The organism is Ciceribacter sp. L1K22 (assembly GCF_017599385.1).
Classification (GTDB): domain Bacteria; phylum Pseudomonadota; class Alphaproteobacteria; order Rhizobiales; family Rhizobiaceae; genus Allorhizobium.
This window is the reverse complement of sequence record NZ_JAGFPK010000002.1, coordinates 557,220-571,037: the sequence shown is the minus strand read 5'-3', so window position 1 is coordinate 571,037 and position 13,818 is coordinate 557,220. Positions and strand designations below refer to the sequence as shown.

General features: G+C 62.4%; 13 protein-coding genes. 3 read left to right on the top strand and 10 right to left on the bottom strand.

Annotated elements, in window-relative coordinates:
- Positions 1-9 precede the first annotated feature (9 nt).
- From J5J09_RS20665 to J5J09_RS20620, 10 genes are all read right to left on the bottom strand, one after another.
- Complete coding sequence (locus J5J09_RS20665) at positions 10-876, bottom strand: aromatic ring-hydroxylating dioxygenase subunit alpha (RefSeq protein ID WP_208554114.1); 867 nt, start codon at positions 874-876, stop codon at positions 10-12.
- Complete coding sequence (locus tag J5J09_RS20660; RefSeq protein WP_246746029.1) at positions 873-2,261, bottom strand: amidohydrolase; 1,389 nt, start codon at positions 2,259-2,261, stop codon at positions 873-875. Before J5J09_RS20660 ends, J5J09_RS20665 begins: the two co-directional genes overlap by 4 nt.
- Before the next feature lie 49 nt (positions 2,262-2,310).
- Complete coding sequence (locus J5J09_RS20655) at positions 2,311-3,873, bottom strand: GMC family oxidoreductase N-terminal domain-containing protein (protein WP_208554112.1); 1,563 nt, start codon at positions 3,871-3,873, stop codon at positions 2,311-2,313.
- 16 nt (positions 3,874-3,889) lie between these two features.
- A complete protein-coding gene (locus J5J09_RS20650; protein ID WP_208554111.1) occupies positions 3,890-4,498 on the bottom strand; it encodes a thiamine pyrophosphate-dependent enzyme in 609 nt (202 codons plus the stop codon).
- The gene (locus tag J5J09_RS20645; protein WP_208554110.1) at positions 4,495-4,995 is read right to left on the bottom strand and encodes a thiamine pyrophosphate-binding protein; all 501 of its coding nucleotides are present in this window, start codon (positions 4,993-4,995) and stop codon (positions 4,495-4,497) included. The genes J5J09_RS20650 and J5J09_RS20645 overlap by 4 nt, the downstream gene beginning before the upstream one ends.
- A gap of 94 nt (positions 4,996-5,089) precedes the next feature.
- Positions 5,090-6,022: a LysR family transcriptional regulator gene (locus J5J09_RS20640; RefSeq protein ID WP_208554109.1), complete on the bottom strand. Its 933-nt coding sequence runs from the start codon at positions 6,020-6,022 to the stop codon at positions 5,090-5,092.
- 4 nt (positions 6,023-6,026) lie between these two features.
- Positions 6,027-7,829 carry an adenine deaminase C-terminal domain-containing protein gene (locus tag J5J09_RS20635; protein ID WP_208554108.1) on the bottom strand — a complete coding sequence of 601 codons (1,803 nt, stop codon included), beginning with the start codon at positions 7,827-7,829 and terminating at the stop codon, positions 6,027-6,029.
- A 57-nt stretch (positions 7,830-7,886) separates the two neighbouring features.
- Positions 7,887-8,519 (bottom strand): glutathione S-transferase N-terminal domain-containing protein, encoded by a 633-nt coding sequence (locus tag J5J09_RS20630; RefSeq protein WP_208554107.1) that lies wholly within the window; start codon positions 8,517-8,519, stop codon positions 7,887-7,889.
- The gene (locus J5J09_RS20625; RefSeq protein ID WP_208554106.1) at positions 8,519-9,229 is read right to left on the bottom strand and encodes a Rieske (2Fe-2S) protein; all 711 of its coding nucleotides are present in this window, start codon (positions 9,227-9,229) and stop codon (positions 8,519-8,521) included. The genes J5J09_RS20630 and J5J09_RS20625 overlap by 1 nt, the downstream gene beginning before the upstream one ends.
- A 27-nt stretch (positions 9,230-9,256) precedes the next feature.
- The gene (locus tag J5J09_RS20620) at positions 9,257-9,499 is read right to left on the bottom strand and encodes a hypothetical protein (protein WP_208554462.1); all 243 of its coding nucleotides are present in this window, start codon (positions 9,497-9,499) and stop codon (positions 9,257-9,259) included.
- Positions 9,500-9,990: 491 nt separating this feature from the next.
- Between J5J09_RS20620 and J5J09_RS20615 the strand changes: the two genes are divergently transcribed.
- From J5J09_RS20615 to J5J09_RS20605, 3 genes are all read left to right on the top strand, one after another.
- Positions 9,991-11,106: a BMP family ABC transporter substrate-binding protein gene (locus J5J09_RS20615; protein ID WP_208554105.1), complete on the top strand. Its 1,116-nt coding sequence runs from the start codon at positions 9,991-9,993 to the stop codon at positions 11,104-11,106.
- Positions 11,107-11,177: 71 nt separating this feature from the next.
- Entirely contained in the window at positions 11,178-12,764 is a 1,587-nt protein-coding gene (locus J5J09_RS20610; RefSeq protein WP_208554104.1) for an ABC transporter ATP-binding protein, read from the top strand.
- Positions 12,754-13,803: an ABC transporter permease gene (locus J5J09_RS20605; RefSeq protein ID WP_208554103.1), complete on the top strand. Its 1,050-nt coding sequence runs from the start codon at positions 12,754-12,756 to the stop codon at positions 13,801-13,803. The genes J5J09_RS20610 and J5J09_RS20605 overlap by 11 nt, the downstream gene beginning before the upstream one ends.
- The last annotated feature ends 15 nt before the right edge of the window (positions 13,804-13,818 follow it).

The following is a 13,818-nucleotide window of genomic DNA, read 5'->3' as shown; positions in this document are numbered from 1 at the left end:
CGCCGCGCATCAGTGCCCTCCCGCCGTGGTGCCAAAACGGATGCCTTTTTCCTTGAGCCAGCGGCGGTAGGCGATGGATGACGAGTCGGCCCGTGTCGGGATTTCGGCGCGCGGCTCGAGCGGCAGCAGCAAGGGGCGCTGGTTCTCGACGATGATCCGGTCCTGCAGGAAAATGACCTGTTCGAAGTTCAGAAGCGACTTATGGGTCGAGGTCTGGTCAACGAGATACATCACCGGCTGAGCCCGGCAGAGGCCTTCCTCCATCGGCTGGATAAAGAGCGCGATCGCGTCCAGCCGGTTCGGCGAAGTCGGACAGACGCGGTAGAGCATGACAACGAAGGGCGATGGAACGCGGTAGGTCAGGTGGACGAAATCTCCCTTGTCCTCGGTCGCGGCGATGCGCGGCTGGAAGAACGTGCAGTTGGTCGCCCAGACCTCGTCGACATCGCGGCGGATTTCGCTCTGGTAGCCCGGAACCTCGGTGTGGGGCTCGGAGCCGAGAATGTCGGTGTGCACGAAGGGAAAATGCGCCATGTCGAGGAAGTTCTCGACGACCCGCAGGCCCGAGGCGCGCATGGTGACCCAGCCACACGGCACGAAGCGTCGGTCGTCCTCCTCTGCCTCCTCGATATGGACGATGTCCTTTTTCGGCGCACCGAGACTGGTGAACAGGCAGCCGTAGCGTTCCTTGACCGGAAGAGCGGGGCCGCGCCTGTCATCGGCCAGGATTTCCCGAACCAGAGGCGAGCCGCCTTCGGACAGCATGTATTCGATGTCCTGACCGAGCAATCGCGTCCTGACGGGTCTGCTCGTCAGTTCGCTCGCGGTGGCGATCGCGTACCAGTCGTCGAGCGCGACCTGATCGGTGGTCTTCATGCCGTGCCTCCCTTCTCGCTGATCCACTGCTTGGTGCCGCCGCCGTTCTCGGCGAGCCACTTGGCGCGACGGGCGAAATGATCCGGCGCCATGGCATGGATATCGGCGATGATGTCCTTCACGTCGCCGGTTTTCAGGATACCGTCCTCGACGATGATCTCGCCGTCGACCATGGTCATGGCGACGTCGCTACCGCGCACAGCATGGACGAGATTGTGCTGGAGATTGAAATAGGGACCTTCGCCGAACAATGGTGTCATGCGCGGCGTGTCGGTCCTGACTGCGATGATGTCGGCCCGCTTGCCGCCCTCGAGGGAGCCGATCTCGTGGTCCAGGCCGATAGCCTTAGCGCCGAGGATCGTCGCCATGCGCAAGCATTGCCAGCTATCCATGGCGGCGGCGTCGCGGTGGCGCAGCTTGCCGAGCAGGGATGCAGCCTTCATCTCCTCGAACATGTCGAAATTGTTGTTCTCCTTCTCGCCGTCCGTGCCGAGGCCGACCGGAATTCCGCGGGCCAGCATGTCGGCAATCGGCGCGATGCCGGAGGCGAGCTTCATGTTGGAGACGGGATTGTGCGCTATGGACACATTGTATTTCGAGATCAGTTCGACCTCCGCCTCGTCGAGCCAGACGGCATGCGCCAGCATGGTGCGCGGCGTTTCGAAAAAGCCGATGTCCTCCAGCACATACATCGGCCGCTTGCCGTAGACGTCGATGAAGCCTTGGATCTCGACTTCCGCTTCTGAACAATGGGTGTGGAAGCCGGTATTGTGGCGCTTGGCCATCTCGATGGCGCGGCGCTGGCCAGCCTCGTCCGCGTAAAACAAGTGCTCAAGCCCGACCCAGACATTGACGCGGCCATTGGCCTTGCGGTGCCAGGTTTCGATCATGGCCTCGTTCATGTCGAGCGTGTCGAAATAGTCGTAATCCGGATGCTCTCCGACATAGGGCACGGCGACGAGGCGAGTGCCGATGGCTTGCGCGGCGCGCGCGCTGCCCTCCATGTAGCGCCACATGTCGACCACCGTCGTCGTTCCGGCGAGGGCGGACTCGGCGTAACACAGTCGCGATGCCACCTCCGCTTCGTGCGGTTGGAGCATGCGGTGCATCGGATTGATGTGGATGGTCAGCCAGTCCCACACCGGAAGGTGCTCGGCCGTTCCGCGCAGGAAGCCGGAATGGGCGTGGGCGTTGATCAAGCCAGGCATCAGTACCGCATTGTCGACCGTCCGGACCGGCAGATCCGGATGCGCGGCTCCGATATCGTCTCGCATGCCGACAGCGAGGATACGACCGTTTTCTATCGCGACCGCACCCTTGGGGATGACGCTGTTTGCGTCATCCATGGTGAGAAGATAGTCAGCTGTGAGGATCGTTCCGGTCATCGTCATCCTTTTCCGCGACCTCTGGTCGACGGTTTCGTGCAAGCAAGTTTCAGGCCGCTCCCATGAGGAAGTCGGCCGCGCGTTCGCCGATCATCGTCACCGGCGCGTGGGTGTTGCAGGTCGGGATGATCGGGATCACCGAAGCATCCGAAATCGTCAGGCCGTCGAGGCCATGGACCGAGAGGCGGGCGTCGACGACGGACATCTCGTCCCTGCCCATCTTCGCGGTTCCGCAGGGGTGGAAGAAAGTGGAGCAGCCGTTGCGGACGAACTCCACCGTTTCCGCTTTCGTCAGTCGCCGATCCGGGGCGACAAAGCCGTCGAAGAGGTCCGCGAAGGCTCTTGTCTCGGCGAGATCCATGACCGTGCCCACGGCGGAGACGAGCGCGTTTAGATCGGATTGCTCGGCGAGATAGTTGGGCTGGATTTCGAGAGGTCCGAAGGGATCGGCTGTGAGCATGCGGAGATAGCCGACACTCTTCGAGTGCATCAGGCCCGCACCCATCGAGAACACCTCTCCGGACATGTCATAGAGTTCACGCAGTCTGGGCTCTGCGCTGTTGCCCTGGACCGGGAAGGAATGCACGTCCGGCTGTTTCAAGTCGGGCCGCGATTTCCAGTTCAGCATGGTGCCGCCGCCATTGTCTGTCTTCGGCCCCAGCGGCTTTTTCGAGCGGCAGACCACGGCCTGCACCAGCGGATGGTCCTGCAGATTTCTACCCACTCCCGGCAGGGCATGGATGAGAGGGATGCCGAGGCGGGCGAGTTCGGCCGGGTCGCCGATGCCGGAGAGCATCAACAGGCGTGGCGTGTCGATGGCGCCGGCCGCCAGCACGACCTGGGTCGTTGCCAGCGTTGTGACGGGTTTGCCGTCAACGAGGTGGCGCACGCCGGTGCAGCGACCGTTCTCGATGACAAGGCCGATCGCCTGCGAACCAGTCAGGATCGTCAGGCGTTCGTTATCCATGATCGGGTGGAGATAACCCTTGGCGGAGCTCCAGCGCTTGCCTTCGAACAGGTTGAAGTTCGACGGGCAGGCGCCTTCGTTCGTCGCGGCGTTCGGGTCGGCTATGACCGGGATGCCGACGTCCGGAGCGCCCTCCAGCATCGCGCGTGCGACTGGGTGCAGCATCTTGCTGGTGGTGATCTTCAACGGGCCGCCAGTGCCGCGCCAGGTCGTTTCGCCGCCTTCCCAGTCTTCCGCGCGCTTGAAATAGGGAAGCACGTCGCGGAACGACCAGCGTTCGCATCCCGCGTCTGCCCATGCGTCATAGTCGAGCGGGTTTCCGCGATACCACATCAGTGCGTTCGTCGCGGACGAGCCGCCAAGCACTTTTCCGCGGGGGATACCGATTGTCCGGCCATTGACCAGCGGAGACGGGGCGTAGTCGTAGCCCCAATCCCATCTGCCACGCCCAAGCGGTACCCATTCGCGCGGGTCGTCTATCTCGGGGACGTCGATGCCTGGCTCCCCCGCCTCGATCAAAAGCACCGTCGCATCGGTGTTATCGATCAGTCGCCGGACAACCGGCGATCCGCCCGAGCCGGAGCCCACGACGATATAGTCGTAGGCCTTCTGGAGTGGGCGGGTCGGGACGGAAGTCTCTGCCATGTCGGTCCTTGAACTGTCAGTTATGCTCGCTCGGACCCATGATGACGATGCCTTCGGTGGCCTCGACATGGCGGACGAAGATGTACTTGTCCTCGCGGCCGTCGGAATGCTTGCGCTTGATGTCCGGCTGCACCGTTCCCGCCACCTTGGCGACGACGATGTAGGGGACCTCGGCCTTGAGGCCGGCCTCGCAATGGGCTTCGAACTCCTCCAGCGTGCGGGCGGTGTAGGCGTTGTCGACACCGGCGCCACGGGCAATCGCGGCTATGTCGACGCGGCCGAAGGCGGTGTGGGTCGGCGGGCCGCCGATCGACTGGTAGCACTCATTGTCCCAGACGACGGTGAACAGGTTCTTCGGCTGTTCATTGCCGAGGGTCGCTAGAATGCCGAGATTGAACATCATGCCGCCGTCGGTATCGAGCGAGATGATCCGGCGATGGGGAAGGCCGGCCGCCAGGCCGAAAGCTTGAGGTGTCACGCAGCCGAGCTGCTGCTGGAACAGGCTTGCCTCGCGCATGTGCGGTGCGGCGTTGTACCATTCGTCGACAGAGGCACCGAGCGAGAGGATGACGAGTTCGTCCTTGAGGCGCGAGGCCAAAAGCTTCATGCAGTCGTAGCGTTTCATCGGACGATACTCCCGCCAAGCGCAATGGCCGAATGATAGTAGGCGTTGTAGGACCAGTTGTAGGCATCCACGATCGACTGCTCGATTTCGTCTTCCTCGCGAACGACCCGATAAGGAATGCGCAACGCATTGAGGACCGGCTCCATGGTGATGCCGTGGGGGATGGCCCACCAGTTGTTCTCACCCAGTTCGCCGCGATAGCTCATCAGCATGACGACCGGGATGCCGGCGCCGAGGCCCATGCGGGCCAGCGGCTCGACGGAGGCGCGCAGGCCGGAATTTTCCATCACCAGCGCAGCGCGCTTGCCGGAAAGGAACACGCCGCCGCAGATCGCAGCACCCTCGCCCTCGTTGGTGACCCGGATGGTGCGGATGTCGGGATCGGCGTCGAGCGCTGGATAAAGCTCCTTGAAGAGCGAGTCGGGAAGGTAGCAGACGACGCTTACTCCCGCTTTCTTCAGGCCGCGGATGACGGCGTCTACGGATGACTGTTTCATGGCATTTCCTCGTTTCCGGGTGAGGAAAGCAAATCGGAGTTGTTTCGAATAGAAGGTTGTTTTTGACGATATCGTTGCATCCTACGCAACATCGTCAAATGCCGCTCTGCTCGTTCAAGCGGATGATCGACTGCTCCAGCAGGTGGCCGAGCGCTGACGAGGCGTCCGAGGTTTCCTTTTCCGAACGCGAAAGCAGCATGAGCTTTCGGTGAGGGAGGCGCCCGTCGCGCAACGGCACGAAGTGAAGCACACCGTCGGCGAGTTCCTGCTCTATACCGACCCGCGTCTGGAGTACCGTTCCGAGATTGCGTTTGGCAAGATCGACCATCAGGCCGATCGAGTTCGTGCGGGAACGCTGCGTGAGGTCGACCAGCGAGCGGTTGAAGGCTTCCTCGACGGACGTCCCCAGCATCAGGCTCGAATCCGAGAGGATCACCCGCGCATTCGCCAGATCGAACAGCTTCAGTTCCTTGCGGTCGGCGAATTCGGAGCCGGGAAGGGCGAGCACGCCGAGGGGTAGCGATGCGGTCGCGATCCGCCGGAGCGTGCGGGGCACGCGGACATCGAAGACGACAGCGAGATCGCAGTCCCCGTCGCTGACGGCTGTCATCGCCTGTTGCGAGCCCATGACCTTGACATCCACCGTAATGCCGGGGTGCTTGCTCCAGAAGGCCTCAAGCGCGGATGGCATCAGGCCGCGTGCGACGCTCTCGACGACCGCGATCGACACCGTGCCGCGGTGGAGTCCGTGCAGGTCGTTGATCTCGTTGCAGGCACGGTTGAGTTCCGAGAGGCTGACCCGCGCGTGGTAAAGCAGAAGCTCTCCCGCCGAGGTCAGCTTGAGCCGTTGGCGGACCCGCTCGAACAGCAGCGTTCCCAACTCGTCCTCAAGCTGCCGCAGGATCCGGCTTACGGAGGAGGGCGCGACATTCAGCGTCAGCGCGGCCTGGCGGATCGACCCCATGCGCGCCACCAGCTGGAAGTAGTGGATGCGGGTTGCGACCAGCCCGAGGCGATACGGGTCCATGCTTTCACTCCGCCGCTTCGAAGAGCGGCACGATTTCCATCTGGGGAACGGTCACCAATCCCTTGTCGGTGATACGGATTTCCGGGATGACCGACAGCGGGATAAGGTTGAAGCCCATGTAGGGGATGGTGCAGCCGGCCTTCTCCCACTCCACCTTCAGCGCCTGCACTTCCTTCGCCACCTCGTGAACGCGCTTATCCGAGAGGAGGCCGGCGATCGGCAGCGGCACGATGGCCGTCACCTTCCCGTCCTGCACGACGCAGGCGCCGCCCTGATGTTCCTCGATGGCTCGCAGCGCCACCTGCATGTCCGCCTCATTGGTTCCGGCGATGATGATGTTGTGGCTGTCGTGTCCGACGGAAGAGGCGACCGCGCCGCTCTTCAGCGAGAAGTTCGAAAGCAGGCCAAAGGTGACGTTGCCCTCCGACTTGCCGTGACGCTCGATAACCGTGACAAAGCAGAGGCCGTGGCGATCAAAATGCGTCTGCCAGTCGTTGGCGGGCTCCAGTTCCATCTTCACGTGGCCGAGAATGATGCCTGGAAGTTCGGTCTTGATGGTATTGACTGTGACCTTTTCCGTCGGGAGTTCGGGCGTGAGCTTCAGCGCCTTCGGCAGTTTGACCGTATGATAGGCGGCTTCCGGATAGCGCCAGAGGTTCGAAAGCGCTTCGTCGAGAACGGGCGTGATCTTCTTCTGGTCGACGACCAGTTCGCCGCCATACCAGGTGCTGACCGGATTGAGATCGTCGTCGAGCAGCACGAGGTCGGCGCGGCGGCTGCCACCCATGCCGCCGATCTCGCCTTCCATGCCGTAGCGGGTCGCGCCGTGCAGGGAGCCCATGGCCCAGGCCTGCTCAGGCGTCATGCCGGCCCGCTTCGCTTCCCGGACTACCCAGTCGAGACCGAAGGTCAGGAGATCGTCGGCGTCGCGGTCGTCGGTGCACACCGCGATGCGCTTTTGCGAGGCGCCGAGTTCCGTGACGGTCTTGATGGCTTCCGGCAGCGAATGCCAGGGCGTCGTCGGCGGCCCACCGCGCAGGAAGAGCCAGATGCCGGCCTCCAGCATGTCGTCGGCGATGTCGCGATCGATCGCTTCGTGCGTATCTGTTACGCCTGATGCGGCATAGGCCGAGACGAATTCGCGGCCGTAGACATGGCCGCAGACCGGGCGGCCGCGCGACAGGGCGGCGGCAAGGATGGCATGGCTGCGCTCGTCGCCCATGGCGACCTGCACGAAATCCATCTTCTCGCCGAGCGCCACGGCTTCCGGCCATTTGTCGAACAGGGCCGCGATCTTGTCGGGTGTCAGGTCGCCGCCGGCGGTTTCGAGTTCCGGCGAGGTCGCGGGCACGGTCGAGGGGACGGTGAGGAAGATGGAGAGCGGCGCGTGGCGGGCATCCTCCAGCATCGCTTCGACGCCTGCGACATCCATCACGTTGCCGATCTCGTGGCTGTCGCAGAAAATGGTGGTCGTGCCGTTCAGCAGCGCTGCCTCGGCGTAGGCGCAGGCCGTTACCATCGAGCTCTCGATGTGGATGTGCGGATCGACGAGGCCGGGCGCGATGATGCCGCCTTTGGCGTCGTAGAGCCTGGCGGTGCCGTTCCTGTAGGTGCCGGCTGGTTTGACGGCGGCGATGCGGCCGCCGGAAATCCAGACTTCGCGATCTGGCAGGATGCGTTCGGAATAGGTCGAGAGGACCCTCGCCCCTGTTATCACTAGGTCGGGCGAAATGCGTCCGGAGGCGACACCCGCAAGCGTGCGGGTCATGCCGGAGAGCGGTGCGACGGAGAAACGGGTCAGCGCCATTTGGTGGGTCCTTTTCTCTTTCTGGAGGCAGGCCGGGATGGCCGGCCCGCACGAATATTAGTGATAGTCCGGGATTCCGGGCATGGTTGTAAAACCCGGAAGGGCGCGGAAACGGCGGATCCAGATGCGCAGTGCCGGGAATTCGTCATGGTCGATGCCATAGTCGCGGCTGAGTGCAAACGTCGGGAAGAGCGTCAGGTCCGCGAGCGTCGGGCCATCGCCGACGAACCAGTCCTTGCCGTCGATCTGCCGGAGCGTCATGTGATCGTCCATGATCCGGAACGCCTTGCGGCTCTGCGCTTTCAGCGTCTCGAAGTCACCGGGCAGCCCGAAGAGCGAAACCTGGCGCGCCGTCATGGCAGCCTTCAGTGGTCCGGCGGAAAAGGCGAGCCATTGCATGACCCGGCCCAGATGGGAGGGCTGCTTGGGCAACCAGGTGCCGGACGTATCGTAGGCGCCGGCGAGATAGGTCATGATGGCCTCCGCTCCATAAAGCGTCAGCTCGCCATCGGTCAGGATCGGAATCTCGCCGAGGGGATTGAGCGCCAGCATCGCCGGCGACTTGTGTTCATTGCCGGGAACCATGTCGACGGCGAATGTTATGTATTCGAGGCCAAGCATCTTAAGCAGCAAGCGGACCCGGTAGCAGCTGTCCTCGAGTTCGTAATTGTAGAGAGTTATCGCGGACATCAGGCGACCTCCGCCATGGCGGGCGTGGCCGAGTTCTCCAGCGCGTGGCGCAGCTGTTCCGCCCACCGGGCGAGAGGTGCGCGCAGCGCCGCCGTATGCGCGGTCGCGCCCAGCAGGACAATATGAAGTCCGGTCCTATTGTTGCCGATCGACTGGCAGGCGATCAGAACCTCTGTGTTGCCGGCAGTCAGCCGCCAGCAATTATGCAGCACGGCGTCGAGAGCTGCAGGAATTGCGGGTCCCGAGGGTTGCGGGAGCGAGGTCGTTTTCAGTGCCGCTAAGGCCGTCGCGGGCGTGCAGTCGACGTATAGGCTGCGAACCGGTGTTGCGTCAGCCGCCACATCGGGAACGCCGGCGATGTCGGCGCCCTCCGTGAGCGCGGTCCAGATGATCCCGTTCTTCTCGACGGTCGAGTAGGTCGGGATCTTGATGGTCTTCGGAACTTCCAGATCCGGATGGGCCGGAATGTATTGGCACTGGCCAGCCGTATCGTAGGCCCAGCCGTGGTAGAGGCACGCGATGTGGTCGCCGCGCACGAAGCCGAAGCTCATGCGCATGCCGCGATGGGGACATCGGTCTTCCCAGACATGGGCGGCGTTCTTGTTGTCACGCCAGACCACCACCTCGGCGCCGTCGATCACCGCTCCGGCAGAGGTTCCGGCCTCTATTGAGGCGGACAGTGCCACCGGTATCCAGCCCTGCTCGGTCATTTCCAACTCCTTCGCAACAGGTCCAATTCAGCTTGAGCGGTCGGTGCGCTCGATATCTGTAATCAGGCAATCATAGGGGCCCAGGCTGCACGCCATTTCGAACATGTCGACCAGGGCTTCGGCACCCGTCACGCTCATGCGCGCCGACGCGTCGTCGCAGCGGGCGATGTCCAGTTGCAGATCCAGCCGCGCCGCGCGGTGCCGAGCGAAGCCGAGGAAGCTCTCGCACACTAAGCTCCCCTTGAAGGTAAAGTCTGCAACCATGTCCATCACGCCGACTGCTCCGCTTTTACGAAGTTGCAGGATGACGACGACGTTCGGAAAAGAAGAGTGTGCACGCGTAGGGTCCGCTCTAAACTGGGCATTTGCCTAAAAAATAGACTTGATGCCAATTTGAGCATTCTATGCGGTGGTGTTTCGGAATTTCAAGCGGATTTTTTGACATACTTGTTGCCTTTTGCGCACCGCGCTCATCCGCAATCTCCCTCTATGCGGAACATAGGGGGTTTGGAAGATTGCCGTATCGCCAGGGTTTTGCATCGCAACACGGTGTAGCGCGGCGCATTTGCTCCGCGTGCGCAGCCTGTCCGGTAATACCCTGCGAGAATGCAGTGAAGGTTCCGTCGGCTGGCAGGCTTCGGCGGACCAGCATGCCAAAAACCCCTCAAAACGGGTTGGCACGCTAGTTGCCTGCTTAATCGATGGCCGACGCGACGGCGGGGAGCAACCTGCGTCGCAATTTCAGAACAGAAGGGGAAATCATGATCGACCTGCGTAACCTCTCCCGCCGCGGCTTCCTGAACATGGCTGCCGCCGGCTCCGCATCGCTGATGCTGCCGGGCGCACTGACGTCGCGCGCCTTCGCCGCCACGCCACTGGCTGCCATCAAGGAAGAAGATGCCGTTATTGGCTTCGGCCATGTCGGTCCGATCACCGACGAAGGCTGGACCTGGTCGCATCACCAGGGGCTGCTTGCGGTGAAGGAGGCGTTCCCGAACCTGAAGAAGGTTCTTGAAGTAGAGAATATTCCCTACTCGGCAGACGCGACGCGCACCTACCGTCAGTTCGTCTCCGAAGGCGCCAATATGATCTTCGACACATCGTCGAACGGTGACTTCCTGCATGAAGTCGTCCGTCGCGCTCCTGAAGTCGCGTTCATGGAGTGCAACGGCCACGTCACGATGGACAATCTTGGCTGGTACTATCTGGCCCACTGGTATCCGACCTACGTACTCGGCGTCGCCGCCGGTCACCTGTCGAAGACGGGCAAGCTCGGCTATGTTGCTTCCTTCCCGGTCGCCTCGGTCTACGCCTCGACAAACGCCTTCCTGATGGGCGCGCGGACCGTCAATCCGGAAGCGACATTGCAGACCATCGTCATCAACTCCTGGTTCGATCCGCAGGCCGCTACCCAGGCCGGCACTGCGCTCATCGACAACGGCTGCGACTTCCTGTTCGGTATCATGGACGAAGCCGGCTACCTTCAGGTCGCCGAGAAGCGTGGCGTCTGGGCTGCGATGTGGAACACGGACATCCGTCGCTACGGCCCGAACTCGTATGTTTCCTCGATCATCATCGACTTCAAGGACTTCTACGTCGACCAGGTGCGGAAGCGTCTCGCCGGCGAATGGGTGCCGACTGAAAACCTGTTCGAGATGGGCAAGGGTGTCGATCGCGACGTCTGGGGCGAGAAGGTTCCGGCCGAGGTCGGCAAGGCCGCCGACGAGGTTCGCGCCAAGATCATGGGCGGCTGGTCGCCGTTCGAGGGAGAGCTCAAGGACTCCAAGGGCAATGTGAAGGTCGCCGCAGGCCAGCGCATGACCGAACTCGAGCTCTACAATTGGGATTGGTCGGTCGAAGGCGTCACCGGCCTCTAATCCAACTTGCTCGAAACGGGGGAGGCCACGCAGGCCTTCCCCTCAAATGACAGCCCTCAACGGTATTGCGAATGATCGAAGGCCCCAACCGATACGTGGCGCCGTCAGGCACTCCCCCGCTCGTCCAGCTTAACGGTATCGCGAAATACTTCCCCGGCGTGATCGCCAATGCCGATGTCGACGTCGACGTGCAGCCCGGTGAAATTCATGCGCTGCTGGGAGAAAACGGCGCCGGCAAGTCGACATTGATGAACATCCTGACCGGCATTTACCAGCCGGATGCCGGAGAGATCATCATCGACGGATACCGACAGGAATTCTCGTCTCCTCTGCAGGCGATCGCCGCCGGGATCGGGATGGTACACCAGCACTTCAAGCTGGTGCAGGCTTTTACCGTTGCTGAAAACATCCATCTCGGCTGGAGCGAGACGCCGCGTCGGGCGTCAGCCGCTTTGCTGGAGGCCCGTACAGCCGAGCTTGCCGCGAAATTCAATCTGCAGACCCGTCCGGCCGCAAGGGTTTCCGATCTTTCGACCGGCGAGCAGCAGCGGGTTGAAATCCTGCGTGTGCTTGCCCGCAAGGCGAAGGTGCTGATCCTCGACGAGCCGACCGCTGTGCTGACGCCGGCCGAAGCGCGGGAACTTTTCAAGGCATTGCGCGACTTCGTATCGACCGGCAATTCGGTGATCTTCATCTCGCACAAGCTGGACGAAGTTCTGGAGATTTCTGACCGCATCACCATTTTGCGACAGGGGCGCAAGGTGGCGACAGAGCTTGCCGCCGACTGCACCCCCGCGAAGCTCGCCCGGCTGATGGTCGGTCGCGATATAGTGCTCGCAGACATGCGCGAACGACCGGCCGGTGCAGCACCTGTGTCGGCCGAACCGATCCTCAAACTCGAAGCGGTGGACGTTCTCGACGATGCGGGCCATCTGGCCCTCTCGGGCATCGATCTCGCCGTTCATGCAGGCGAAATCGTCGGTATTGCCGGGGTTGCCGGTAACGGCCAGCGCGAACTCTCCCATGTTCTGACCGGAACACGCACGCCCTCATCCGGCCGCATCCTTCTTGAGGGAACGGCCATCACCAAGGCCGATGCCGCCGATTTTGTCGCTCGCGGCATCGGCCATATCCCGGAAGACAGACTTCACAGCGGCCTTGCGCCGGCGCTCAGCATCACGGTCAATGCGGTGATGCGGGAGTATGTGAAGCCACCCGTCAGCAGTGGCGGGCTCTACAAGCCTGCGGCTGCGACTGCACTTGCAAAGGAGATCGCGGCGGCGGCCGAGGTGGCAATCCCGGATTTCGGCATGCCGATCCGCAACCTCTCCGGCGGCAACCAGCAGCGTCTTGTTGCCCGGCGCGAGATGCGCGTGGCGTCAAAGGTGCTCGTCGCGGCCTATCCGAGCCGTGGCCTCGATGTCGGGGCGATCAATACCATGCTGCGCTACATCGTCGAGCTGCGCGATGCCGGCGCCGGGATCGTGCTGATCTCGGAGGAACTCGAGGAACTGCTCAACCTCTCGGACAGGATAGCAGTTCTCTACGAAGGGAAGATCATGGGTGTCGTGAAGAACGACAATGTCGACATCGAGCAGATCGGCCTACTGATGGGCGGCCGGAGCCAGATCGCGGACGGGGTGTCCCATGGCCAATAACTTCCGCCTTCAGCGCCTTCCGTCCTCGCATCCCGGCATGGCGGTCGGTGCCCGGATCGCCGCGATCGCGCTGGCGCTCGTTTTTGCCGGTATCATTCTCGCCTTTGCCGGCAAGAACCCGCTCGAACTCGGCTGGCAGGTCGTCAACTCGTCGTTCGGCTCTTCCTTCGGCATGGAAGATCTGGGGCTCTTGGTCATACCGCTGATTCTAACCGGATTGTCGGTGACCGTCGCGCAGCAGATCGGCGCATGGAACATTGGTGCGGAGGGACAATTTTATGCTGGCGCGTTTGCAGCCTCTGCGGTCGGGCTCTTCATTCCCTTGCCCGATGAATGGAGCCTCATTGCGATGTTCGTGGCCGGGGCTTTCGGCGGGCTCGTCTGGATCCTCGTGCCGACGCTGGCGCGCGCCTATGCCAACGTCAACGAACTGATCACCACGCTGCTCCTCAACTTCGTCGCCATCCTTCTCGTCTTCTACGTCTCCACCGACGTCTGGCGCGAGCGTGGCGGTGTCGCCAACTCCGCAACGCCGCGCATTCCTGCCGAGATGCCCGAGTTTTGGGGCCTAGTTCACTGGGGTCTGCCGATCGCCGTGGCGCTTGCGGTCGTCATGGCCGTGGTCCTCAGTTTTACGAAATGGGGATACGAGGTTCGCCTCATCGGCTCAAATCCATCGGCCGGCAAATACGCCGGCATCAAGGCGAAGAAGCATCTGATCACGGTGATGCTGCTTTCCGGCGCGATCGCAGGCGTTGCCGGCATGCTGGAAATCGCCGGCACGGTGCATCGTCTGCAGGGCGGCATTTCCAATAATTACGGCTATCTCGGCATTATGGTGGCCGTTCTGGCGCGGGGGTCGCCGATCGGCGTTATTTTCGCGGGCGCCTTGATGGCCTTCATCCTGAATTCCGGCATCATCCTGCAGACACAGGGACTGACGACATCGACGGTTCTCGCCATCACGGGATTGATCCTGTTCCTCACCGCGATCGGCGATGAACTCTCCTACTACCGCATCGTCAGAGACAAGACCTAAGAGGACTAGACGACC